At 40.9% G+C, this 19,513-nt stretch carries 17 protein-coding genes and 1 pseudogene; 13 read left to right on the top strand and 5 right to left on the bottom strand.

The genetic code is table 11. From position 1 onward, the window contains the following. Nucleotides 1-301: 301 nt before the first annotated feature. From B9T36_RS10260 to B9T36_RS18960, 10 genes and pseudogenes are all read left to right on the top strand, one after another. Nucleotides 302-1,306, top strand: coding sequence for an MsnO8 family LLM class oxidoreductase (locus tag B9T36_RS10260; protein ID WP_086209391.1), 1,005 nt, complete (start codon nt 302-304; stop codon nt 1,304-1,306). A gap of 13 nt (nt 1,307-1,319) precedes the next feature. After that, nucleotides 1,320-2,471, top strand: a complete 1,152-nt coding sequence (locus B9T36_RS10255; protein ID WP_086209390.1) for an amidohydrolase — start codon at nt 1,320-1,322, stop codon at nt 2,469-2,471. Between the two features lies 1 nt (nt 2,472). Continuing rightward, entirely contained in the window at nt 2,473-3,816 is a 1,344-nt protein-coding gene (locus B9T36_RS10250; RefSeq protein WP_086209389.1) for an LLM class flavin-dependent oxidoreductase, read from the top strand. Then, nucleotides 3,803-4,804, top strand: a complete 1,002-nt coding sequence (locus B9T36_RS10245; protein WP_086209388.1) for an ABC transporter substrate-binding protein — start codon at nt 3,803-3,805, stop codon at nt 4,802-4,804. The genes B9T36_RS10250 and B9T36_RS10245 overlap by 14 nt, the downstream gene beginning before the upstream one ends. Nucleotide 4,805: 1 nt before the next feature. Beyond that, on the top strand, nt 4,806-5,774 hold the full coding sequence (locus tag B9T36_RS10240) for an ABC transporter substrate-binding protein (RefSeq protein ID WP_086209387.1): 969 nt from the start codon (nt 4,806-4,808) through the stop codon (nt 5,772-5,774). 9 nt (nt 5,775-5,783) lie between these two features. Then, on the top strand, nt 5,784-6,332 hold the full coding sequence (locus tag B9T36_RS10235; RefSeq protein ID WP_086209386.1) for a GNAT family N-acetyltransferase: 549 nt from the start codon (nt 5,784-5,786) through the stop codon (nt 6,330-6,332). Continuing rightward, nucleotides 6,329-7,246 carry an amino acid ABC transporter permease gene (locus B9T36_RS10230; RefSeq protein ID WP_086209385.1) on the top strand — a complete coding sequence of 306 codons (918 nt, stop codon included), beginning with the start codon at nt 6,329-6,331 and terminating at the stop codon, nt 7,244-7,246. Before B9T36_RS10235 ends, B9T36_RS10230 begins: the two co-directional genes overlap by 4 nt. Next, nucleotides 7,236-8,024, top strand: a complete 789-nt coding sequence (locus tag B9T36_RS10225) for an amino acid ABC transporter ATP-binding protein (RefSeq protein WP_086209384.1) — start codon at nt 7,236-7,238, stop codon at nt 8,022-8,024. The genes B9T36_RS10230 and B9T36_RS10225 overlap by 11 nt, the downstream gene beginning before the upstream one ends. Nucleotides 8,025-8,208: 184 nt before the next feature. Continuing rightward, nucleotides 8,209-9,384, top strand: a complete 1,176-nt coding sequence (locus B9T36_RS10220; RefSeq protein ID WP_086209383.1) for a cysteine desulfurase family protein — start codon at nt 8,209-8,211, stop codon at nt 9,382-9,384. 192 nt (nt 9,385-9,576) lie between these two features. After that, nucleotides 9,577-9,726 (top strand): annotated as a pseudogene (locus B9T36_RS18960) (secretion protein HlyD); the annotation flags it as partial. Nucleotides 9,727-9,861: 135 nt separating this feature from the next. Here the strand turns inward: B9T36_RS18960 and yddG are convergent. Beyond that, nucleotides 9,862-10,746, bottom strand: coding sequence for an aromatic amino acid DMT transporter YddG (yddG, locus tag B9T36_RS10215; protein WP_086209382.1), 885 nt, complete (start codon nt 10,744-10,746; stop codon nt 9,862-9,864). A gap of 151 nt (nt 10,747-10,897) precedes the next feature. After that, the gene (locus B9T36_RS10210; RefSeq protein WP_086209381.1) at nt 10,898-12,406 is read right to left on the bottom strand and encodes a PLP-dependent aminotransferase family protein; all 1,509 of its coding nucleotides are present in this window, start codon (nt 12,404-12,406) and stop codon (nt 10,898-10,900) included. A gap of 109 nt (nt 12,407-12,515) precedes the next feature. Between B9T36_RS10210 and B9T36_RS10205 the strand changes: the two genes are divergently transcribed. Together B9T36_RS10205 and B9T36_RS10200 are read left to right on the top strand one after the other, a co-directional pair. Further along, complete coding sequence (locus B9T36_RS10205) at nt 12,516-13,160, top strand: FMN-binding negative transcriptional regulator (RefSeq protein ID WP_086209380.1); 645 nt, start codon at nt 12,516-12,518, stop codon at nt 13,158-13,160. Between the two features lie 46 nt (nt 13,161-13,206). After that, nucleotides 13,207-13,797: a GNAT family N-acetyltransferase gene (locus tag B9T36_RS10200; RefSeq protein ID WP_086209379.1), complete on the top strand. Its 591-nt coding sequence runs from the start codon at nt 13,207-13,209 to the stop codon at nt 13,795-13,797. 141 nt (nt 13,798-13,938) lie between these two features. On the opposite strand, the gene B9T36_RS10195 is transcribed toward B9T36_RS10200, so the two are convergent. The 3 genes from B9T36_RS10195 to B9T36_RS10185 form a co-directional block, all read right to left on the bottom strand. Continuing rightward, complete coding sequence (locus B9T36_RS10195) at nt 13,939-16,446, bottom strand: TonB-dependent siderophore receptor (RefSeq protein WP_086209378.1); 2,508 nt, start codon at nt 16,444-16,446, stop codon at nt 13,939-13,941. 66 nt (nt 16,447-16,512) lie between these two features. After that, nucleotides 16,513-17,469, bottom strand: coding sequence for a FecR family protein (locus B9T36_RS10190; RefSeq protein WP_086209377.1), 957 nt, complete (start codon nt 17,467-17,469; stop codon nt 16,513-16,515). 20 nt (nt 17,470-17,489) lie between these two features. Next, nucleotides 17,490-18,005 (bottom strand): sigma-70 family RNA polymerase sigma factor, encoded by a 516-nt coding sequence (locus B9T36_RS10185; RefSeq protein WP_086209376.1) that lies wholly within the window; start codon nt 18,003-18,005, stop codon nt 17,490-17,492. A gap of 296 nt (nt 18,006-18,301) precedes the next feature. Here B9T36_RS10185 and B9T36_RS10180 point away from each other — a divergent pair, with 296 nt between their 5' ends. Continuing rightward, a complete protein-coding gene (locus tag B9T36_RS10180; protein WP_086209375.1) occupies nt 18,302-19,510 on the top strand; it encodes an efflux RND transporter periplasmic adaptor subunit in 1,209 nt (402 codons plus the stop codon). Nucleotides 19,511-19,513: the final 3 nt, after the last annotated feature.

Below are 19,513 nucleotides of genomic sequence, written 5' to 3'. Positions count from 1 at the left end.
TGATGTGATTTGGATGGCTTTGTTTGAATCAATAAACGAAAGAATGTGTGTATTCTGTGAGTCAATATATAGACTGTTTTTTTATTGTTAAATATTAAATAGTCATTTTAATATCATTTTTAATTAAAAGTTTTTTTTGTGTTTTTAAATAAGTAATTCATTATTTTTTATAATAGATTATTTTCTATTTAAAATTAGTTTTTGCTCTTTTTTATATAACTTTAAGTTTATTTAATATTTAATTTTCAAACCGTAAATTTGTTTAATAGGTTCCAACTTTAAATCTTCTGGAAAATAGAAAATGGGGCTGAGTTATAAATTAAGCATACTGGATAAATGCCCAAAAGCTGAAGGCATCAGTGCGGAACAGTCATTTAAAAATGCATTGCAAATTGCTCAAACAGCAGAAGCGTTAGGTTTCTATCGTTATTGGGTTGCTGAGCACCATTCCACGGCTTTGTTATCTAGTCCATCACCTGAAATCTTGATTGCATGGTTGTTGGCACAGACTAAAAGTATTCGAATTGGCTCGGGTGGGGTGATGTTGCAGCACTACAGTCCTTATAAAGTTGCGGAAAATTTTAATGTTTTGGCCAGTCTTGCGCATAACCGCGTGGACTTAGGTGTAGGCAAAGCACCTGGTGGTTTTCCTGTTTCAACTCAAGCATTACAGCTGGGTTTAGATCAGACACAAAAGGGCGACTTTAAGGCGCAGTTACAAGCATTAGATCATTATTTACATGCAAAGTTAGATCGAAATCAGCCTGATCAGGTTGCTGCAACACCAGCACCTCAGCAACTTGCAGAAAAGTTTTTATTGGGTGCGAGCATTGAAAGTGCTCGACTTGCAGCAGATTTAGGCTGGAATTTCGTATTTGCTGCGCATTTGAATGGCGATGCCAACTTGCTTCAAGATGCTTTGCAAACTTACTCAAGCTACTCCTCTGGGAAAAAGGCGATTGTTGCTGCACAAATTATTGTGGCAGATAGCCGCGATCAAGCGGAAGAACTGGCAGCAGGACTATCTGTTTGGACGTTGGAGCTTGAGAATGGTCAACGCGTAAAGATACCGAATGAACAAAGCGGGCAAGAGTTTTCGAGACAAGCTCAATCTGCAATTAAAAGCCTTAAAAAAGAGCAACTGAATATTATCAAAGGGACGGTCGATGATGTTCATCAGCAATTACATGCTTTGCATCAACAATTTGGTATCCATGAATTTATTGTGGAATCGCCACTGTTGGATCATGCAACACGTCTGAAATCTCTAACTTTACTGGCACAGCATGCTGTGCTTGCAGCCTGAGTTGGGGAAATTGATGCCAAATAGATCATTACTGGAACAGCAGTTGCTCCGTTGGAGACATGAATTACATCGTCATCCAGAATTATCTGGGCAAGAGTTTCGAACCACCGATAAGTTAAAACAATGGTTGTCTGAATATGGCATTGAAACCTCAACTTGGGGTTTAAAAACGGGACTGATTGCGGATATTGGCACGGGTCATCCAATTGTCGCTATTCGAGCAGACATCGACGCTTTACCCATTCATGAAGAAATCGAACAAGACTTTCGTTCGACTCACGATGGGGTCATGCATGCCTGCGGACATGATTTACATAGCTCAACCATTTTAGGCGCTGCGATTTTACTTAAAGCGCAAGTGTCTGAACTAAAAGGTACGGTACGCGTTATTTTTCAGCCCGCTGAAGAAACCTATAGTGGTGCTTATGAGGTAATCAATAGTGGCGCCTTGGAAGATGTATCCGCCATTTTCGGTTTTCATAATGTCCCTGAGTTGCCTCTAGGCACTTTTGCGACACGTGCTGGTGGATTTTATGCCAACGTTGACCGCTTCAAAATTGTGATTAAAGGCAAGGGCGGTCATGCAGGGCGTCCGCATGAAACCAAAGATCCAATCGTTGTCGCAGCACAGTTGATTAGTGCAGCGCAAACCATTGCCAGTCGCAGCATAAATAATTTGGATACCTGTGTGATCAGTATCACCCAAGTGCATGCAGGCACCAGTTGGAACATCTTGCCAGAAGAAGCGCACTTGGAGGGCACGGTACGAACCCATTCTCCAGAGGTTCGCCTAGCCGTTGAACAAAAACTTAAACAAATTGCACAAGGTATTGCACTTGCTCATTCAGTTGAGATTGCTGTGGATTGGGACAATGGCCCCGCTGCATTAATCAACACTGCAACATGGGCTGAACTGAGTCAAAGCGTTGCACATGCGCAAGGTTATGAGGTGCAAGAGGCGCCGCTTTATTTGATCGGTGAAGATTTTGGCGCCTATTTAGAACAGATCCCCGGTGCATTTGTCAGTATCGGCAGTGCCAGTCACTTCGGTTTGCATCACCCACAATATCAACCCAATGAATCCTTAATTTATCCAGCTGCTCAGTACTTTGCTGCCTTAGCAACACAAGCACTTGAGTCTATTCATAAAAACGCAGAGGTCTAACATGAGTAATAACAAACAAATTCGCCTTGGAACTATCTTACACGGTGCAAACGGAAATATGTCTGCATGGCGCCATCCTGAAGCGGTGGTCGATGCCAGTATTAATTTTGAATTTGCCAAAAATGTAGCGCTTCAGGCAGAACAGGCAAAGTTTGATTTTGTCTTTGTGGCTGATGGTCTATATATCAATGAAAAATCAATTCCTCATTTTCTGAATCGTTTTGAACCGATTACGTTGCTTTCAGCCCTAGCCAGTGTGACGCAAAATATTGGTTTGGTGGGTACGGTGTCGACCTCGTATAGCGAGCCGTTTACCATTGCGCGTCAGTTTGCCAGTCTGGATCATTTAAGTGGCGGACGTGCGGGATGGAATGTCGTAACGACACCACTTGAAGGTACTGCAAAAAATCATACCCGCAAACAGCATCCTGAGCACAGTCAACGTTATGAAATTGCAGATGAATATTTGCAAGTGGCCAAAGGGCTTTGGGACTCGTGGGGTGAGGGTGCTTTCGTTCGCAATAAAGGAACAGGGCAATTCTTTGAACGCAGTAAATTACATACCTTGAATCATAAAGGTAAACATTTTGAAGTGGCAGGGCCACTCAATGTAGAGCGTTCGCCACAAGACCGCCCGATTCTATTCCAAGCAGGGGCATCAGGTGCAGGTCGTGCATTAGCCGCGAAACATGCCGATGCGATTTTTACCCATCAAGCCTCTTTGGAAGAAGCACAAGCATTTTACTTAGATGTGAAACAACAAGTGATTAAGAATGGTCGTGACGCAGATGATTTGCTGATTTTCCAAGGCATTGGAGTCTTGATTGGAGATTCTGCTGAGGACGTAGAGCGTCAATATCTTGAAACTGCTGCTTTGGTGACGATAGAGGACGCACTGAATTATTTGGGGCGCTTCTTTGAACACCATGATTTTTCTCAGTATGAACTGGATGCACCATTTCCAGAACTAGGCACACTGGGTGAAAACAGCTTCAAAAGTGGTACTGATGAAATTAAACGCAAAGCCAAAGCAGAGAATTTAACCCTACGTCAGGTCGCACTTCAATCTGCCACACCACGTCCACCTTTTGCTGGAACGGTAGAAGAAGTCGCAGATCAGTTAGAACTCTGGGTAAAAGAAGAGGCGACAGATGGCTTCATTATTGCGGGTGCAACCCCTAAAACTTTAGATACCTTCATCGAAAAAGTTGTGCCATTGCTACAACAGCGCGGGCTATATCGTACCGAATATCCAGGCACTACTTTACGCTCTAGTTTTGGTTTAAAGCGACCAGAAAATCAATTTGAATCATCAGAAAAGGAACAGATTCATGCGGTTGAATAAAACACCTTTGACAATTGCTTTGGCACTGTTTCTAGGCATTTCTCTGGTTGGATGTGGTAAAGAACAGGCATCTACACAAACGGCTAGATCAACAGCCGAGTCTGCAAAAGCGACCGATAAAACCGATTTTTATAGCCGTGAGCTTGCAAAGTTGAAAGAGAATATGACACCGATTCATGTTGCTCACAATGCGGAAGCCAGTCAAAAAATTCCAAAAGATTTTAAGTTTGTAAATACGGGTTATTTTACCGTTGCTGCTATTTCAGGAGCGCCACCTTTAAGTGTATTGGGGCCTGATAATCAAACCTATATTGGTACTGAAATTGATATTGCCCGTTTGATTGCAGACAGTTTGGGTTTAAAGCTGAAATTAGTTCGAACGTCTTGGGAGGACTGGCCACTCGGGGTGATTAGTGGCAAATATGATGCTGCCATTGCCAATGTCACCGTGACCAAAGAACGTAAAGAGAAATTTGATTTTGCGACTTATCGCCAAGACGTATTGGCTTTTTACGTTGCAGAGAAAAGTAAAGTTAAAACGATCAAAGGTCCTGATGATATTTCTGGTTTAAAAGTGATTGTTGGTTCTGGTACCAATCAGGAAAAAGTACTGCTGGACTGGATTGAGGACAATAAAAAGAAAGGGCTGCCACCGGGGCGGGCTCTTTATTACGATGATGGTGCATCTGCAAGTTTGGCGCTCCAGTCTGGGCGAGTTGATGCTTTATTTGGTCCTAATGTTGCCTATGCATGGCAAGCGGCAAATGGTGCAAAAATCCGTTTGGCAGGGACAGCACTTGGGGGAGGAACACGATCTGCCGAATTGGGTGTCACGCTCAAAAAAGGCAGTGGTTTGGTTGATGCGGTACAGACGGCTTTAAACGGGGTAATTCAAACGGGAGAATATCAAAAAGTCTTAAAACGGTGGGGAGCACAGGCAGAAGCGATTCAACATTCTGTCATTAACCCGCCAGGGCTGGGAGACTAAAATGTATAACGCCCAGACAGCGGTGGCTTTTGGTCTGACACTGGTGACTTTAAGTGTGATGGGTTGCTATAACAATGAGACAGCAACTCATGTGCAAGAAAATCATTTGAAAACTGCTTTTTCAGAAAAAGAGCAACAGACTTTAAGAAATAACACGGTGGCTATTCATACGACTAAAAATCTAGAGGCAATTGCTCAATTGCCTCAAGGTTTTAAGTTTGTAAATGAGGGTTATTTTACTGTTGCTGTGGGAACCAACAGTTTTCCACCCCTCCATGTTCTGGCCGAAGATAACCAGACCCGTATAGGTAGTGAAATTGATATTGCACAGTTAATTGCCGACAGTTTAGGTCTCAAGCTCCGAGTGATTCCAACCTCGTGGGAAAACTGGCCACTTGGTTTGGCATCGGGAAAATTCGATGCTGTATTCAGTAATATTGCGGTCACAGAACAACGTAAGCAGAAATACGATTTTGCAACCTATCGTCAGGATATGTTGGCTTTTTATGTGACCAAAGACAGCAAAATCCAAGCAATTAGAATGCCTGATGATATTGCTGGACTCAAAATTGTGGTTGGTTCTGGCACCAATCAAGAACGGCTACTGTTGAATTGGATTGAAAACAATCGACAAAAAGGGTTGAACCCAGCACAGCCCATTTATTTGGAAGATGGTGCAGCTGCGGCTTTGGCATTGCAATCTGGCCGTGTCGATGCCTACCTCATTCCCAATGTAATGGGTGTATGGCAACAAGCCAATGGTGCCAATATTAAGGCTGTGGGCGCATTAGATGGGACGTGGTCGGTTGCTGTTGCTGTGAAAAAGGGTACAGGCTTAGTGAATACTGTTCAATCATCTATAAACGGGGTCATTACGAATGGGACATATACCCAAGCCCTATCACGTTGGAATTTACAAAATGAAGGAATTCCACAATCAGTGATTAACCCACTGATTCAGGATAAATAAGAGGTCATTATGCAAGAAAAATTTATCCAAATGCCTGTTGATGTGCCTGAAGCACAGCCTTTACTGGATCAGTTATTTGCTGAATATGAAGAAATTTATGGTGATTTTTTTTCACGTCAAGATGCTCAAGTCATTGATGAACGTAAAAAAGCCACACATCGGGAACGCTATGAAGGGGCGGAAGATTTTTTACCGCCACATGGATTGTTTGTGGTACTGAAACGTGATGATGAAGTGATTGCAATGGGTGCCTATAAACGCTATGACGCAGAAACCGCAGAGCTGAAACGGATTTGGTCACATCAAAACTTACGTAAACAAGGGCTGGCTGCAAAAATAGTCAAAGAGCTGGAACGAAGTGCGCTTGCTGCGGGGTATAGCAAGATTTTTCTTACCACAGGGTTTAAACAAATTCCAGCCGTGAAATTGTATTTGAGTCTAGGCTATGAACCGCAGTTTGAACTCACTCCAGATTTTAATTTTGATCGTTATATTGGAGCACCTTTACATGGTGGGCTTCCTTTTAGAAAGACGTTACTGCAAAAGGAGGTCGCATGAGTCTAGAGCATTATAAAATCGTTCCAGCACGTCATCCACTGCGCTACATTGGAGTCGCATTTTCAGTATTAATTATTGCAGTGGTTGCTGAGTCGATTTTTTCCAACAAAAACTGGGGATGGCCTGTTTTTAGACAGTGGTTCTTTGACCCTGCGATTCTTCAGGGTTTGTTGATGACTCTGAAACTGACCTTTTGGTCAATCGTGTTTAGTTTAATTTTGGGCACCATTGTAGCCATGATGAGACTGTCTTCCTCATGGTTAATTCGCTCATTGGCATGGGTGTATATCTGGATGTTCAGATCATTACCACTGCTGTTGGTATTGATTATTCTCTATAACTTTTCTTATTTATATGAATATATTAATGTCGGTGTACCGTTTACCGACACGGTCTTTGCCCAGTTTAAAACCATCAATGCATTGGATCAATTTTCAACGGCTTTAGTCGGTTTGGTGATTGTACAAAGCGCTTATACCGCGGAAGTCATCCGTGGTGGGATTTTGTCGGTCGATCATGGTCAATTTGAAGCAGCAGCAGCGTTGGGTTTGTCATGGTGGCGTCGTACAACACGTATTATTTTACCGCAATCTATTCGCAGTATCATTCCAGCGATTATCAACGAATGTGTCGGTTTATCTAAAGGCACATCAATTGTGTATGTTTTAGCAATGCCTGAGCTCTTTTACACCGTACAAATGATCTATAACCGTAACCAAGAAGTGATTCCATTGTTGATGGTTGCTGCCGTTTGGTATGTCATCGTCACCAGTGTTTTTTCCATCGTCCAATGGTATATCGAAAAAATATTGGCAAAAGGCGAGCGGAAATCAGCCATTAATAGTTTTGCTTTTTTCAAGAAAACGCAGCCACACACGACTCAACCGCGTATAGGAGCTAGTTATGATCATTAATCAAGCAACATCTCCTGCAAATGGTCATATTCAAGTGAGCCATGTATTTAAAAACTATGCAGGACATGCGGCATTACACGATATTAGCCTTGATATTCCAGCTGGCTCTGTCACGGTAATTATTGGTCCTTCAGGGTCAGGTAAATCAACGTTATTACGAACGATAAATCATTTAGAACGTGTAGATGCAGGTTTTATTCAAATTGATGATGAGTTTATCGGCTATCGGAAAAAAGGCGATAAACTTTATGAATTAAAAGAGCGAGATATTTTAAAACAGCGTAAATCGGTGGGTTATGTTTTTCAGAATTTTAATTTGTTTCCACATTTAAATGTTTTGAAAAATATTATTGAAGCACCTCTAGCGCATAAAAAACTCAGCAAAGATCAAGCCATTTTAAAAGCCAATCAATTATTGGGTTTAGTGGGGCTAAGAGATAAGGTTGAAGCATGGCCCAAACAACTTTCTGGTGGTCAGCAGCAGCGTGTTGCGATTGCCAGAGCTTTAGCATTAGACCCCAAAGTGATCTTATTTGATGAGCCAACGTCCGCCTTGGACCCTGAGTTGGTAGGAGAAGTCTTGAATGTAATCAAAAGCTTGGCGAAATTAGGTAAAACCATGGTAATTGTAACGCATGAAATTGCTTTTGCACGAGAAGTTGCCGACCATGTGGTGTTTATGGATCAGGGGAGAATAGTTGAACAAGGTAGCGTTCAACAGGTTCTGGAGCATCCCAAAGAAGAGCGTACTCAAAACTTCTTATCTCGGGTTTTATAATTTTAAATCTTATTTTTTAAAATATAAATCAGGTAATTTTCTATATTAAAATCGTTAGTGAATGCTAGAGCTGACGATTTTTTTATAAGCTTAATATTGTTGATAAGGTATGATTAAATCCATATAAATAGAATAAATTTCATCCTTTATAATCATTCTAAATTTATTTTTAATAGTGATTAAAATGAGCAGATTAATTTATTTGGATTATGCAGCAACAACACCTATTCTCCCTGAAATCTCTCAAGCAATGATTCGATGTTTGTCTGTAGAAGGTGATTTTGGAAATCCTGCTTCACAATCGCATCATTATGGTTGGGATGCTGCAAAACATATCGCCACATCTAGGCAGCATGTGGCTGATTTAATTCGTGCCAATCCGCAAGAAATTATTTGGACTTCTGGTGCAACAGAGTCAAATAACCTCGCGATCAAAGGTACTTTAGATTGTTATAAAAATCAAAATAAACACATTATTACCAGCAAAATAGAGCATAAGGCCGTTTTAGATACCTGTGCAGAGCTAGAAAGTCTCGGTTTTCAGGTGACTTATTTACAACCTGAATTAGGTACAGGCGTGATTCACCCAGAACAGGTAGAACATGCTATTCAACCCAATACGGTTTTAATTTCGCTGATGATGGTCAATAACGAAATTGGTACATTAACCGATATTCAAGCCATTGGACTATTGGCGCATCAGCATCAAATTTTATTTCATGTTGATGCGGCACAAGCTGTAGGAAAGACAGAGATTGATGTTCATGAGATGCATATTGATTTACTCAGCCTATCCGCCCACAAAATATATGGCCCCAAAGGCATTGGTGCGCTCTATGTGCGTCAAGGCATTCAAAAACAAATCAAGACTCAAATTCATGGCGGTGGGCATGAACAGGGTTTGCGTTCAGGAACTTTAGCGACACATCAAATTGTTGGGATGGGGGAAGCCTGTAGACTGGCTAAAATAAACTTAGTTGAAGAACAACAACGTATTCAAAAATTAAGGAATCAATTTTTAACGAGTTTACAGGCTTTAACTCCTGTGAAACTTAATGGTCATCCGAACAAACATGTTGCCAATTATTTGAATGTCAGTTTTTTATGTGAGCAGGCAAATTCTATTCTTTCGGCGGTTAAACAGGTTGCTGCGGTTTCGAGTGGATCGGCCTGTAATTCACATCATGCAACTCAGTCTCATGTATTAAATGCTTTAGGACTGAATGAGGAACTGGCTGCACATACGGTGCGCTTTAGCTTTGGAGCCTATACGACAGATGAGCATATAGAAACAATATTATATAAAGTCCAATTTGCTATAAATTCTAAAGATTTCTGTGTTCAATTATCAGCTGTTTAAATCATCGAAGTTTTGATGAGTTGCAAACGATAGGGGGGTAAAATACCCCTAATATAAAGAGGCATCGTCTCAATTCTTGAGTATGAATGAGTGTATTCGTTGTTTACTCAATTATTTTGGTTTTCTACAGATTGTAATATGACCAATCTGAGGAATATTTATGGAATACTAAGATGAGTGTAAAACGCAGGCTCCAATAAATTGATGAATAAGCAGGGTAAACAATTTAACATTACACCAGGTATGGTGGCAGTCGTAGATATTAAAACAGGGCACAAGACGGTGCTGGACTATTTAATTAAACCGTTTAACAAAGCCAAAGAAGCACTGCGTGAACGCTAATATCCACCCAACTGGTTTAAAGTAATTAAAGCCAACGATGATATTGCATACGTTGGCTTTTTTATTAAGTTACGGGTTTTAAGGATAAGCGTTAGAGCTGAAAATTTTCCTGAAATAGACTCTGTTTTGAATCATTTAAGCTTTGGTTTTGGTTGAAACCCAACACAATAAAGCGCCGAGACAGACCATCAAAGCACCTTGCCAAAAACTGAAAGTTAAATGCGTACTTAAAATGACAGCGGAAACTACAGCGGAAAATACAGGAATAAAATACGACGCAGCAGCCAATAGGGTGACATTGCCATGCAATATACCAATATTCCATGCACCATAGCCCATACCCATCGCAAAGGCTGCAAGGACTAAATAAATGGTGGGTTGCAGTTCAAAATTCAAAGTGCCTTCACCTAACAACAACCATTTAACCCACAGCACAATTGAAACTAAAATGAAAAAGAGCGTCACCCCATTTTTACCATTTGCCATTTTTGCGGTGATGGTGCAATAAGACGCCCAAAGTACGGTGCCGAGTAATGCTAAGCCATAACTTAGAGGGTTATTTTGAACATTGCTTAGCATGCCCTCAAGGCTTAATCCTTGATCACCGCCTAATACCCAACAAATTCCTATTAGCGAGATAAAAAAGCCGGGTACGATGAGAAAATTGGCTTTTTGTTTATTAAATACAATCGCAAAGATAATGGTAAAGGTCGGCCACAGGTAGTTCACCATACCAACTTCAATGGCTTGTCGACTACTGGTTGAGTAACCAATGGACAGGGCAAGGCAAATTTCATAAGAGACAAACAGCAAACTGCCCCAAACTAGATAGGGAAGAGGAAATTCTTTTAACCGAGTCCAACCAAAGGAGAGCAGCAAAAAAACAGAAGCCAATGAATAAATAAGAGCGGCTCGACCAACAGCGCCAAAAGCATGGCTTACTTCTTTAATCAGGGCAACAATTAAACTCCATAATAAAATCGCACCTAGACCAATCAATGTTGCTTTTTTTGAATTCATTTCGTTTGTATCTTTTACCTATTCGCTGAATGGAGCAGTTTTGTTTAGGGGACAGTGCTTCATTTTATCGACAATGTAGCTTTATCTCCGAATGCCATTTCATGTGTATTATACGCAATATAATGATATATCACGTGAAATAAATATTAATTTAACTTCTTTCAATTTGGTTCGGTTTGGCATGAGATTTCAAAATAATTGCTACAGTTTGGATAGCTATTTTTATCTGATCCTGATCAAAATCTCCTAAACCAAGCACTAATCCAGAGCGTTTACGTTCCAACGAAAAGGTCGGGGAAACCGCTTTAATTGCAATACCAGCATCTAGTACCGCTTGAGCGATTTCCCGATCATCCATGTAATCTGCAAGCCATAGCACCATATGCATACCTTGATCTCCAGCTTGTAAATAACCTAAGTGTTTTGGAATATAACGCTCAATCATGCCAATCAAATATCGACGGTTCTCAGCATAGACATTGCGAATCCGTCGAATGTGACGTTCTAAATAACCTTCTTGAATAAAGGCAGCCAGAACATGCTGATCAGCAGAGGGAGGATGACGGTCGATCAGAACACGTAATCCACAAAAAGGGGACACCAAAGCTTTGGGCAGTACGGCATAGCCGAGTCGCAGTGATGGAAACAGTACTTTGCTAAATGTCCCTAAATAGATGACTTGTTCAGGTGCTAACCCTTGCAAGGCTGGAAAAGGCTGGCCACTGTAGCGCAGTTCACTGTCATAATCATCCTCAATAATCCAAGCGCTTTTCTGTTTGGCCCAAGCGAGTAATGCGGTTCTTCTGGCTAAACTCATGGGCATCCCAATTGGATATTGGTGAGATGGGGTGACAAAGGCTGCACGGGCATTTGGCGCGAGGTTTATACCTGTATCGACTTGAATTCCTTCTTCATCTACGGGCACACGAACAATATGTAAGGGTTGTATTGAGTTTTCTAATAGGGCAGTTGTCCCTCGATAAGCAGGGTCTTCGACCCAGACTTGATCTTGTGCTTTAAATAGAATCTGACTACAGATATAGAGTGCCTGTTGGATGCCACTAGTAATGACTATTTGTTCAGCTTCACAGTGTACAGAACGAGAGCGTCGTACATAGTCGGCAATCGCAACACGTAAGGAAAATACACCTTGTGGGTCATCATACCCAGAGGGTGCTGCGACGCCCCGTGCGCGGTAGCGATTGCCAAATTTTCTCCAAATATCATTTGGTTGGGTGCGTCCAACAGGTACAGAGACTGCAAAAGGAAGATGAGGAAGCGGTTTAAATTCTTTCAATACTTCAGCATAGGCCTGAGCTGCGGGTGTTAGCTGAACGTGAGTAGGATCAGTATTTCTCCGCTCTTGAGTTTGCTGACGCTTTGAACGTGCCAAGTTATCTGAAACAAAAGTGCCTTGACGCGCACGTGCTTCTAAAACGCCCTCAGCCAAGAGCTGATCATATACTTCAATTATGGTGCCCCGTGAGACACTTAATGTGATCGCCAATTCACGTGACGAGGGTAAAGGGTCGCCCGCTTGTAAATCGCCATTTTGTACTGCTTGTCGTAAGGCTTGAATGAGTTGGGCGGCTATTTTTCCCTGTATTTTATTAAGCTTTGTGATAGAGGGAAGTTCTACGACTTTTGCCATTCTTGCCATAATTCTGGTCTACTCAAAGTAATACATACTGGTACTTTTGAATAATCCAATTAAACCAGAGAATTTACAACAACAAATACAGCAATAATGAGCTCAAGGAGGCAAAGCTGTGTATATCCCTGCAGAATTTGAAGTAACCCAAGTTGAAGAGCTACATCAGCTCATACAGAATTATCCATTGGGTATTTTGTTTACCCATGGACGAAGTGGTTTAGATGCAAACCATTTACCTTTTGAGTTACAAGTCGATCATACTGAACTTGGGATGTTACATGCTCATGTTTCTCGACATAATCTTGTTTGGCAGGATGTGAATAATGGGGATGAAGTGATGGTGGTCTTTCGAGCGGGAGATGCTTATATCTCACCGCAGTGGTATCCCAGCAAACAAGAGCATCATCAGCAAGTGCCGACATGGAACTATCGAGTGGTACATGCTTATGGTCGAGTAACTATTCGAGATGATGAGCGTTATGTGCGTGGTGTGGTGGCACGTTTGACACGAACTCATGAAGCAACACAGCCAGAGCCATGGAAAATGTCGGATGCACCTAAGGATTATCTTGAACCCATGTTAAAAGCAATTGTAGGGATTGAAATTGAAATTACGCGTTTGCAGGGCAAATTGAAACTTGGGCAAAACAAAGATCAGCGAGATGTTCTAGGTGTGGCAAATGCACTGAAAGAAACCGGGCAGGTTGAGATTGCAGACGCGATGCATCTGATTGCAGCAGCAAAAAATACGTCCATATAACAATATTTTGAGCTGAGTTAAATAATTGAAATATAAGGAGTGAGCCATGCAGTGCTTCAAACCTGTAGTTTTACAGGGTGAACGAATTACATTAAAACCGCTTAAGTTGGAACATGCACCAGCACTGTGTGATGCAGTGCGTGATGGCGAGCTATGGAAACTATGGTATACCCGCATTCCTTCACCTGAGCAGATGACTGCTGAAATTCAACGCCGCCTAGATTTACAGCAGTTGGGGAGTATGTTGCCATTTACGGTGGAAGAACGAGACAGTGGGAGGCTGTTAGGGATGACGACTTTTATGAATATAGAAGCCGAGCACCGCCGTGTTGAAATTGGCTCAACATGGTATAGCCAGTCCGCGCAGCGCAGTTATGTCAATACGGAGTGTAAAAATCTGTTGCTTACGCATGCATTTGATATTTTGAATTGTATTGCGGTTGAGTTCCGTACATCCTCTTTTAATTTTAAAAGTCGGACGGCAATTGAGCGTTTGGGGGCAAAATTAGATGGGGTGCTTAGAAGTCATCAAATTGTACAAAACGATATTTTAAGAGATACGTATGTGTACAGTATTTTAAAAACTGAATGGCCTGCAGTACAACAACATTTGAAGGCACTTTTGAACAAGAGATAACGTTTTGTCTAGCTGACGCGTTTCATGAGAGAAAAATAATACATAAAAAAGCGGCATTACTTTCATACAAAAATAATGCCGCAGATATACAACTCAATGATCAGTGAAAGATTGATATAAACTTATTTCTTAGATTTAAGTTTACCAGTCGTATTTCAGACCTACTCTAAAGTTGGTAGGTGCACCATAATAGCTGTTGGTGGTTGATAGATGATATTTTTCATTAAATAAGTTATTTAAATTGAAGTTCAGCAGTAGGTTTTCATTGATCTTATAACGCGCCATCAAGTCAACCAATGCATAGCTGTCTTGTGTGAAACGAGTACCGTTTGGCCCATTATCTTGATAAATCTCACTTTGCCAGCGTAGTCCACCACCAACAGTTAATGCTTCATTGAAATAAGGCAGAGTATAAGTGCTAAATAATTTAGCGGTATTATTTGGAATGTTGGTATTTAAATTATTACCATCTTTGTCCTGAGAGATATTTCGTGAAAAACTTGCAGAAACTTGCCATGTATCTGTTAACTTGCCTGTGCCTTCTATTTCAAAACCACGACTTTTTGTGCCAGATTCGGTACGGTAAACCGTATTGCCATCTGAATCTGGTTCATCTAAAGCAATGGCTTTATTATCTTCTTGGGTTTGATAGAGTGCGGCACCAATGTTTAATTGGTTATCAAAGAATTCACCCTTAATACCGAGTTCCGTACTATTTCCTACCAGTGGATCAACATAGCCACCTGAGACTGATTTCTTGTCTTGTGGTAAGAAAATATTGGTATAACTTGCATAACCTGTCCATTGCTCTGTGAAATCATAAGTAATGCCCACATAAGGAATGACTTTACCTTTTTCTTCGCGTTTTGAAGCATCCAGAGTTTGACTTGAGTACGTGTACTCATTATCTGTACGTTGCCAATTTTCAACACGTGTTCCTAAAATCACAGCTAGGGGATCTGCTAGTTTTAGACGTACTGCACCAAATACAGATAGGCTTTTCTCATCATTGCTGTACCAGCCGCCAATTGGCATTTCAGGGCGTGTAGGTGTATTTCCATCCCACTCGAAAATATTATCTAAAGTATTTACACTCCAACCCGAATAGGTTGGGCGTTTATTTTTACTTCTGGCATAGGTTGTACCTAAAACCACATCATGGGTTTGGTTGAGTAAGTCAAATGAACCATTTAAGGTTAAGTTAAATAAGTCCTGAGTTGGTTCATAGTCCCAATGAGATCCATAAAGTAAAGTACCAGCCCCTGTTTCTTTATTAATTCCTGAGCGTGAGTACCCATAACCGACAATTTCATCAGAAGCGGTAATTGTTCGAGATGCAGTGCCTTTCAGTTTCCAACGTTCGTTAAATTGGTGCTCAATATCTGCAAAATATGCAGTTGTTGTTCGGTCAGAACTACTCCAACTTGCAGCATTTGAATCTGAACGTGACCAGTTGATGAGACTACCATCGGTATAAAATGAAGGTAAACCACCACGAGCAATGCCTGAAATATCTATTTGTTGGTAGCTGACCCCTAAACTGGCTTTGGTTTTTTCTGTAAGGTCTGCTTCAACCACTCCATAGGCAATTTTACGTTCCTCACTATAACGGTCAATATAAGAATCGCCCGTTTGGTAGGCTAGAACAGTACGTCCACGGATCGTGCCTGCTTGGTTTAATGGTGTAGAGACATCAATATCGGTACGATAGGTGTCCCAAGAACCTGCACTGGTGCTGACGGAAGCTTTGAAATCTTGCAAAGGTTTTTTCCGCACCATATTAATACTGGCACTGGCAGAGCCTGCACCCGTCATTAAACCATTGGCGCCACGGACCACTTCAACACGGTCAAATAAAGCAGTGTCTTGGCTTTGAAAGATACTGGTATATGAACTCATCAGCTTTACGCCATCAAGCAAATAGTTATCAACTGTTTGACCGCGTGCATAAATAGGTGAGTTATCACTGCCGATATTACCATTTTGGCTAATGGTTAAACCTGCGGCTTGTGAAACAACATCGGTCAGTTGCGTCAGGTTTTGATCTTCCATTTGTTGGCGGGTAATGACACTCACTAATTGTGGCGTTTCTTTTAGTGATAGTGCTAAACCTGTAGATGCAGTGGTTGCTTTGGCTGTATAAAGGCCAGAACCTTCGGTTGTTAAATTATTGCCTTGATCTGCTTTAAGGGAAATAGTTGCAAGTTGAGCTGATCCATCTGGATTCGTCGCCTGACTACTTTGAGCATTTTTATTGGCTTGGCTATGAATAGCTTCGAGTTGAACATCTCGTGTTTCAGCTTGAACTCGTTGTTTCGCTTGAATGCTGTAACCACCATGATTTACTTTTACTGCAACCAAAGCATAAGGCTGTAATAATACAGCCAGAGCCTCATCTACTGCATAATTACCTTTTAGTGCTTTGGCTTGCAAATTTGAGAGTGTCTTTGCGTCATAGCTGATCGTGGTACCCGTTTGGATTGCGAGTTGCTTCAATGCCTGATCCAAAGGGAGTTTTGTAATATTCACAGGATAAGTTGTGGCAGCATAAATAGCAGTAGTGGTAAGGCTTCCTGCCATTAGTGGCATGCCCCATAAAACTGCCCGAATAGCCATTGCTAATCTACTTTTTGCCTGATAATCCTTCATGCGGTGTTCTCGACTAGGAGTGTATTTCTGTATAAGTCGAGTCAGCTCAAAAAAAGGGTCATATTTTTATCTTTTTTTTATTTTTAATAGATATGAACTGTAATAATCCAGCTCAAGCTGATGGGTATAGGCCAAGTTCTCTAGGCTTTGTTTTGGGTTTTTTAATGAAAATACGCCTGAAACATGCACATTTTCAAGCTCAGGAGCGAGAAAATAGGTTCCATTTTGATAACGGTACAATTCATCTAGTACTTTTTTAAGTGGCCATTGCTCCACAACCAGTAGATGTTGCGTCCAATACGGTTGCTCATTTTTCAGTGGATTGATGGCTGAAATTGTATCGGCATCAAAACTGGTACGTTGGCCTTGTTGTAAAAGTTTGCGTGTATCTGTTTTGGCAGGATATAAGGCTACCGCATGTTCATAAACTTTGACTTTAGTGCGATATTCGTCTTCTTGGCGAACTGTAAACTGTGTACCTAAGGCTTCAATCTTTCCATCTTTGGTCGTGACTATAAATGGGCGATGCTTCGGATCTTTTGCCGTCTGAATATAAATCTCACCTTCAACCAATTCAACTTGTCTGGTTTGTTTTGAAAAGTCGATATTGACATAACTATTACTGGCTAAAATCAATTCTGTGCCATCCGCTAAAGGCACAGTTTTAATTTCACCCACTTGGCTATGGTAATCAGCTTGTAGCTTTGCCCAAGGGATACAATAAAGACTTAAGCCAATAATGCAGAACCCTGATAATCCAAACAGCATATTGTGCTTTAAAGAGGTGCTAAATGTATGTTTAGACTTAACTAAGGTATCTGGTTGGAAAGAATTGGGTAAATCAGACAATCCTTGTGTAAAACGTTCAATCTGTGAAATAGCCAAAGCATGTTCTTTATTTTTTGACTTCCACTGCTCAAATTGCTCTCGTTGTTCCTCGGTTACCTCTCCAGAATGAATCAGTACTAGCCAATCGGCTGCTTCATCTAGGATATGATTAGGTAAAGAAGAGTGCTGTGGCATAAGTGTTATAATAAGATGAATTAATCAACAGGATTATAAAGACTTATACAAGCTAAAAAAGCCTGTTTCATATCTCTTTTTACCGTTGCTTCAGAAATATTCAATTTCTCACTAATCACCCGATAGGTGAGACCATCTAACTGGGACATTAGAAAGACCTGTGCTGTACGCGTCGGTAGCTTCTCAAGCATGCGATGTACTTGATAAAGCGTTTCTCGAATGCACACCTCATGCTCAGCCGAAGGGTAGTAGTTTTCAGGTAACTGAGCCAAAGCATCTAAATACAACCTTTCAACATGTTGATGTCGCCAGTGATCAATAATCACATGTTTTGCAATACCCATGAGCCATGCTTGAGGCTCTTTAATTTTTTCAAAACAGTATTCACTTTTAAGTGCACGATAAAACACCTCCTGACTCAGGTCTTCAGACTGATGATGATGTTGCAATTTATGTTTAAACCATGACAACAGCGTGGTTTGGTGTGTGCTGTATATCTGGCTAAACCACATTTTTTTTTGGACATTTAAGTTCATATTTTCAACTCATGACCCTAGAAAAATATCCTGAATCTCAGCAGTAAAAGTGGAATAAGTAAATGAATGGTTGAATATTAATGATAATCATTATTAAATGCAATTACAAAACGCAACATTTGTTGTGAGCTTTTTTAGGTTTTCATCCGTCTTATAAATAGATATGCGTGATTTGTAATAAGAAGTGTCAATTTTTTAAATACTTAATTTGATCAAATTTTAAAAAATTGTATGGGTCTTATCGTTTTGAACAGTACGTGTTGGGCGAGAATTTTTTGTAATGAATAGGAAATGTAATGAGTGAGCCATTGAACAATAACGACCCAGCAAAGCATTTTCTTCATCGTCGAACATATTATATTGGATTGATTATTGTCATTTTGTTGTTAGGCATGGGAGGGCTGTATTGGAAAAATACTATGTCGCAGCCTAGCGAAGAATATAGTCAATGGGATAAACCTGTGCCTGTACGTATCGTGTCTGTACAGCGACAAGACTTGCAGGTGGAAATTAAAGCCATCGGTACAGTTGTTCCGACCCATACAGTGAATGTGCAAACTCAGGTTTCTGGTGTTCTCAAGCAGATTTATTTTAAAGAAGGTCAGACGGTTCAAAAAGGACAACTTCTTGCTCAAGTTGACCCTGCACCATTTCAAGTGGCTTTGGCACAGGCAGAAGGCACACAACAGCAAAACTTAGCGCAACTCCGAAATGCAGGAACGGAGTTAGCACGTTATCAACTGCTTTTTAAGCAAGACTCAATTGCTAAACAACAAGTAGAGCAACAGCAAGCTTTAGTCAATCAGTTGAAAGGGCAAATACAGGCCAATCAAGCTGAGGTTGATGCAGCCAAATTACAATTGTCTTATACCAAAATTTATTCGCCGATTAATGGTCGAGTTGGTTTTCAGCAGAAAGATGCAGGTAATTTAATACAGGCCAATGACACGACAGGTTTGGTCAGCATCACTCAAGTTCATCCTATTTATGTACAGTTTTCAGTGGCTGAACATGATTTGGCTCATTTGCGTAACAACATGAAACAGGGACATCAAGTCCCAGTCAAGGCATGGGATAAAGCAGAACAAAAGCAGCTTGCGGTTGGTCATGTACAGGCGTTGGATAACCAGATTGATGCCAATACTGGCACATTAAAGATTAAAGCCATTTTTGATAATCGTGATGATGTCTTATTTCCCAATCAGTTTGTCAATGTTCGTTTAAATGCACACACTATTCGAAACGCTGTCAGCATTCCAAGTGACGCCGTGCAACATGGGGCCAAAGGGACTTATGTGTATATCGTTAATCCGAAGAAAAAAGCAGAAATTCGTATGCTCACTTTGGGTTTAAGTTCTAACGGTCAGATTCAAGTTTTAACAGGCTTAAACGGAACGGAGCAGGTGGTTTTAGAAGGGATTGATCGTCTTGCAGAAGGCAAAGAAGTTCAAATTGTCTCGGATCAACCTCAAGCGATGGCCACATCAAAACCTGCTGTTGGATAAGAC

The organism is Acinetobacter sp. ANC 4204, assembly GCF_002135205.1.
Lineage (GTDB): Bacteria > Pseudomonadota > Gammaproteobacteria > Pseudomonadales > Moraxellaceae > Acinetobacter.
The sequence above is the reverse complement of the archived record's forward strand: the minus strand, read 5'-3'. Positions and strand labels throughout refer to the sequence as shown.